This is a genomic window from Mesorhizobium sp. M7A.F.Ca.US.002.01.1.1, assembly GCF_004022955.1.
In the GTDB taxonomy this organism is placed as follows: domain Bacteria; phylum Pseudomonadota; class Alphaproteobacteria; order Rhizobiales; family Rhizobiaceae; genus Mesorhizobium; species Mesorhizobium ciceri.
In genome coordinates this window covers 1-6056 of the sequence record NZ_RZQE01000364.1, presented here as the reverse complement: position 1 = coordinate 6056, position 6056 = coordinate 1, and the positions used below count along the sequence as shown (strand labels likewise).

Below are 6056 nucleotides of genomic sequence, written 5' to 3'. Positions count from 1 at the left end.
GTGGTGGTGCGGGCATTGTTTTGAACGCCGGCGGCGACTTGACCAACCATGGCGATGTCCTCGGTGGCACGGGCGGGGCTTTAGCCACCGGCGGAACAGCCATTGTGATGGGAGATTCTGGCAGCATCGTCAACGACGGTCGCATTACCGGTGGCCGCGCCGGGGTTTCTGCATCCGCCGGTGCAGCGATCGACCTCAGAAATGGTGGGACGGTTTTTAACAGCGGAGTGATCATTGGCGGCGAGGGCAACGGTGGCCATGCCGGCGGCTCTAACGGCCCTGCTGGCGGAACCGGCAGTGGCGGCGCCCCCGGCTATATTCCCCTGACGCCCAGCAATGGAAACGGTGGTACCGGCATCGTTGGGGCCAATTTGGCGGTGCTTAACGTTGGGGAGATTACTGGGGGAGATTCTTTCTTTGGCCGGGCTAACGCCATCACCTTCACCGGCGGCGTCAACACGCTTTCCCTGCGAAACGGCTCGATTATCACCGGCAATGTCGTGGTGGAGAGTGGCGCGACCGGCTCATTGATGCTCGGGGACTATGACACGCTGCCTTCCACACCGGCCTTCAATGTCTCGAAGCTCGTGAATACGGCCACGGTAGGCGCGAGTGACGAGTTCGTCGGCTTCACGAGCTTTAACAAGGCCGGGACGAATACCGTTACCCTGACCGGCACGGGTGCGCAGGACTGGACCATCGATCAAGGCACCTTGGTCGGCGACACCAACAGCTTCGGCGGCAATCTCACCTTCTCAGGCGTGAACACCGGCGCCGTCGTCTTCGACCAGGCGAGCGACGGTACCTATGCCGGGACCATTACCGGCCCCGGCCATTTCGGCAAGGCCGGCGCCGGTACGCTGACGCTGTCAGGCGACGCTTCCGACCTCGCGGGCAACCTGGGCGTCATGGGGGGCACGCTCGACATCGACACACAGCTCACCTCTTTTACCGGGATCATTGCTACTGACGGAACTGATCCGGACGAGTGGGCAACCGCAAGAGTTTCAGGGTCGGCCACCTGGACTGCCGACGTCCTTAGGGTCGGGGATTCCAATGGGGATTCCAAAGGGAAAGGGAGCTTGATCGTCGAGAATGGCGGTCAGGTTTTCAACGATTCGGGAGTTGTGGCGTATGGCGCGGGCAGCACTGGCTCCGCGGTGATTTCCGGAAATGATTCGGGTTGGACGCTCGTTGATGCCATCGCAGTTGGTCTCTTTGGCAATGGATCGCTCAGCATTGAAAATGGCGGACAGGTTTCCAGCGGCAACAACGCCATTGTTGGTTGGGATGCTCAAGCCACCGGAATTGTGAATATTACGGGCCCCGGGTCGGTTTGGACAGGCGACTCCATCATTGCCGTTGGCGTCTTGGGCAAGGGCACGCTGACTCTGTCGGAGGGCGGGCAGGTTTCGCTTGCCGGGGGTCCTGCTATCGTTGGGTTGGCGGCCCAGCCAGGATCATTCGGAACGCTCAACATCGGTGCGGCAAGTGGGGAAGTGGCGAAGGCCGCCGGCACGGTTGATGCGGCATCGATAGCTTTTGGCGCTGGCACAGGCACGGTTGTGTTCAATCATCTGGGAAATCCCGATGGGTCCGATCTGATTTTCAGCCCTTCCCTGACCGGCTTGGGGACCATCCTCCATGAAAGCGGCACGACCGTTTTGGCCGCGGACAGTTCCAGCTTCACCGGTGCCACCACTGTTGCAGGCGGCACGCTTCTTGTCGGGAACCATGCCAGTGCCGGCTTCCTCGGTGGCACGATCAATGTCGAGGACGGCGCCACGCTCGGTGGCTCGGGCACGGTGGGCACGACGACGGTTGCCGATGGCGGGCATATCGCGCCAGGCAATTCGGTTGGTACGCTGACGGTTGCCGGAAATCTGGGCCTCTCTTCAGGGTCGGTTCTCGATTACGAATTCGGCAATCCAGGCGGTTCAACCGGCTCTCCGGGGATAAGCGACCGCATCGGGGTGAGTGGCAATCTGACGCTCGACGGTACGCTCAATCTTGCGCAGAGCGGCGACGTGGCCGATGGCACGGCGGGCCTCGGCTATTACCGGCTGATGACCTATGGCGGCAGCCTCACCGACAACGGCCTGGAGATCGGCACGAAGCCGCCGCTTTCCGATCCGGCCGCCTATGAGATCCAGGCGGGCGGCGGCAATGTCGACCTCTTCATCGGAGCGGCCGGCGACGACACGCTGCAGCACTGGCAAGGCGGCGACGGGACCTGGAACACCACGAACGAAAAATGGCTGAACCAGGGCGGCGATACTCTCGTCTCCTGGGCAGGAAACCATGCGGTGTTCAAGAACGAACCGGGCGGCTTCGACGGCGGCACGATCGCCGTCGAAGGAGCGCAAAGCTTCAAGGGGCTGCAATTCGTCGACAGCGGCTACCGCCTGGAAGGTTCCGGCACGCTCGCGATAGATGGTTCCGACAGCGCCGATGGCAATGCCGAGATCCGCGTGCTGGCCGGCACGGCAGCCACCATCGCGACGACGATTACCGGCGCGGGCGGGGTCAGCAAGACGCAAGGCGGCACGCTCGTCCTGGAAGGCAGCAACAGCTATCAGGGCGGCACGCGGCTTCTGGGCGGGACTATTTCCGTTTCGTCCGATGCCAATCTCGGCGCCGCAAGCGGTGCCCTGACATTCAATGGCGGCACGCTGCGGAACACGGCGGCGTTCGCGACGGCGCGCAACGTCACCCTGGATGCCGGCGGTGGGACGTTCCAGACCGATGCCGACCTGACGGCGAACGGCGTCATCTCCGGGACCGGCGCGCTCACCAAGACCGGGGCCGGCGGGCTGGTGCTTTCGAGCGCCAACAGCTACGCCGGTGGGACGACGGTTTCGGCAGGATTCATCACCGCGGCGACGACAGGCGCGCTGGGCAGCGGACCGGTGAATGTCAAGGCCGGTGACCTCCGCTTCATCAATGATGCAAGCGCCGAGAGCCTCGACATCGTCATGGAAACAAACGCAACGATGCGCTTCGATGGCAGTGCGTCGGCGGGAACGGCGACGATCGTCACTACCCAAAGCCGCATCAACTTCAACGACGAAACATCGGCCGGTGCGGCTTCGATCACCGGCAATGGTAGCAGGACGTCCTTCAACGGCAATTCGAGCGCCGCCAATGCCACGATTGGCGTTACAATCCAAGGAACGCTCGACTTCTACGACACCGCGTCTGCCGGCAGCGCCGCCATCACCAACAAGGGCGGCTTCGTTGGCTTCCATGGCGCTAACACGGCGGATGGGGCCGCGATCATAAACGATACGGGGGGAAAGGTCGACATCTCCGAAATGACGTCGGACGGTATCGCGATTGGCTCGCTTTCGGGCGATGGTCTCGTCTTTCTCGGCTCGAAGTCGCTGACGCTTGGCGGATTGGATAAGAACGACACCATCGGCGGCGTCATCCAGGATGGCAGCACTGGCATCGGAGGGAGCCTCGTCAAGACCGGCGCCGGCACGCTGACGCTGAACGGCGTCAGCACCTATACCGGTCTGACCACCATCGGCGGCGGCAAGCTCGTTGTCGGCGACGGCAGCCATTCCGGGGCAAGCATTGCTGGCGCCATTGCGGTTGCAGCCGGCGGCACGCTCGGCGGTTTGGGAACGGTGGGTACGACCACGATCGCTTCTGGCGGCACGATTACGCCGGGCAATTCGATCGGCACGCTGAATGTGTCAGGCGATTACACGCAGGAGATAGGCTCGACCTACGAAGTCGAGATCAATCCGGCCGGCAATTCCGACCTGATCGACGTGACGGGCAAAGCCACCATCCAGGGTGGCACCGTCTTCGCGCTCAAGGCGCCGGGCGGCTACAGTGCCGGAACCCGCTACACGATCCTGAGCGCGGATCAAGGCGTGACCGGCACCTATGATGCGTTCGACCAGAACGCCCCGTTTGTCGACCTGGCACTCGCCTATGACGCCAGTAATATCTATCTCGACGTTGCCCGCAATGACGTGTCGTTCTGCGACGTGGCCGGCACCCGCAACCAGTGTGCCACCGCCAATGGCGCCGAAAGCGCCGGGCCGGGCAACCCGATCTACGATGCAATCGCCGGCCTTCCGGACGATGAAACCGCACGCGAAGCCTTCGATGCGTTATCTGGCGAGATCCATGCGTCCGCCAAATCGGCGCTGATCGAGGACAGCCATTTTGTCCGCGATGCCATCAATGACCGCCTGCGTGCGGCCTTCGAGGGGGTAGGGATCCCGGCAACGCCGGTGCTGGCCTATGGCGAAGGCGGTCCGATGCTGGCGCCTGCCACCACCGATCGCTTTGCCGCCTGGGGCACGGCTTTCGGGTCATGGGGCACCTTCGACGGCGACGGCAATGCCGCAGGCCTCGATACCTCCACCGGCGGCTTTCTTACCGGCGTCGACGGCCTTGTCGCGGAGGATGTGCGGCTTGGCATCATGACTGGCTACAGCCACACGAGCTTCGATGCCGACGGCCGATCCTCGTCAGGCTCGAGCGACAATTATCATCTCGGCCTTTATGGTGACACGCAGCGGGGCGCTCTCGCCTTCCGCTCCGGGCTTGCCTATACGTGGCATGACATGAAGACATCGCGCTCGGTGGCCATGCCCGGCTTTGCCGACAGCCTGAGCGGCGACTACAACGCTGGCACCTTCCAGGCGTTCGGGGAACTCGGCTATCGCATCGATACGCCAGTCGCGGCCTTCGAGCCTTTTGCCAACCTCGCTTATGTCAACCTGCATACGGACGGCTTCACGGAAAAGGGCGGTGCGGCGGCATTGACCAGTGCAAGCCAGACCACCGACGCCACCTTCACCACGCTTGGTCTCAGAGCCTCCGCCGGCTTCACGCTCGGCGCCATCAATGCCACGGCGCGCGGCATGCTGGGCTGGCGCCATGCCTATGGCGACGTCATACCGACCAGCACACATGCCTTCTCTGCCGGTGATGCCTTCACGATCGCTGGCGTGCCGATCGCCAAGGACAGTGCCGCCATCGAAGCGGGGTTCGATCTCAACCTGACCGATGCCGCAACCCTCAGCGTCGCCTACCAGGGTCAGTTCGGCTCCGGCGTCCAGCAGAACGGCTTCAATGCAAAACTCAACGTGGAATTCTAATCAAGCGGGAAGGATCGTTCCGGAATGACTGCCCCTGACGGAAAAGGGGCCATTCAATCCGCTTATCGCATCGCCCAGGCGGTCGTACGCCAGGAAGCGAACCTCGCGAGCGCCTGGCAGGAAGCCAGCCTTATCGCCGCCGGTTGAGCGAGCCTACAAGGACGTGCGCAACTGTGATGAACGCGAACGCTGCGACCGCAGGTGCCGGACTTGATCGCGCAGAAGCGGACGCAGGAGCAGCTGGGAGGATTGTGTGGCGCGAAGCGGACCCTCCCAAGGTTCGGCTTTCCCCTAAACGCTTTACAGCCCGGTTTGGTAGCGCTACCGTTTCGGCCTAGCGTGAGCCTGGGAGGAGCCAGGGCTGTAGCTGGCGGAAGCGTTGTTCCTTCGACGACGTCGCGGGAATTTGTTGGGAGGATCGATGGCGTCTGTCGCAATTGGCGAAGTCTACAAATCATTCGGCGCTGTCGAGATCCTGCACGGGGTCAGCGTGAACATCGAGGACGGCGAGTTCGTCACTCTGGTCGGACCATCGGGCTGCGGAAAATCAACCCTTCTCAGAATGATCGCCGGCCTGGAAAAGATTTCACGCGGCCAGATCGCGATTGGCGAACGGGTCGTCAACAACGTTGCGCCCAAGGAGCGCGACGTCGCCATGGTCTTCCAGAACTATGCGCTCTACCCACACATGACCGTTGCCGAGAACATGGCGTTCTCGCTGATGCTCAAAGGAGTTTCCAAGCCGGAGAGCGATGCAGGCGTGCGCCGCGCGGCCGAAATCCTTGGGCTGGTGCCGTTGCTGGCGCGCTATCCTCGGCAGCTTTCCGGCGGCCAGCGCCAGCGCGTCGCAATGGGCCGCGCGATCGTGCGTGATCCGGCGGGCTTTCTCTTCGACGAACCGCTGTCCAATCTCGACGCCAAACTCAGGGGGCA

Annotated in this window: 3 protein-coding genes; all 3 read left to right on the top strand. The window is 62.9% G+C overall.

Annotated features, from left to right (window positions below):
- The first annotated feature begins 107 nt into the window (after nucleotides 1-107).
- Nucleotides 108-5123, top strand: coding sequence for an autotransporter domain-containing protein (locus EN932_RS26585; RefSeq protein WP_164890629.1), 5016 nt, complete (start codon nucleotides 108-110; stop codon nucleotides 5121-5123).
- Between the two features lie 24 nt (nucleotides 5124-5147).
- Complete coding sequence (locus tag EN932_RS39590; RefSeq protein WP_281040652.1) at nucleotides 5148-5270, top strand: hypothetical protein; 123 nt, start codon at nucleotides 5148-5150, stop codon at nucleotides 5268-5270.
- Nucleotides 5271-5544: 274 nt separating this feature from the next.
- On the top strand, nucleotides 5545-6056 hold a 512-nt coding region (locus tag EN932_RS26580), incomplete at its 3' end, for an ATP-binding cassette domain-containing protein (protein WP_128369170.1).

What these genes read in the sequence shown, in the direction of transcription:
- EN932_RS26585 (WP_164890629.1), top strand. Translation starts at nt 108, where the DNA reads ATGGGAGATTCTGGCAGCATCGTCAACGACGGTCGCATTACCGGTGGC.
- EN932_RS39590 (WP_281040652.1), top strand. Translation starts at nt 5,148, where the DNA reads ATGACTGCCCCTGACGGAAAAGGGGCCATTCAATCCGCTTATCGCATC.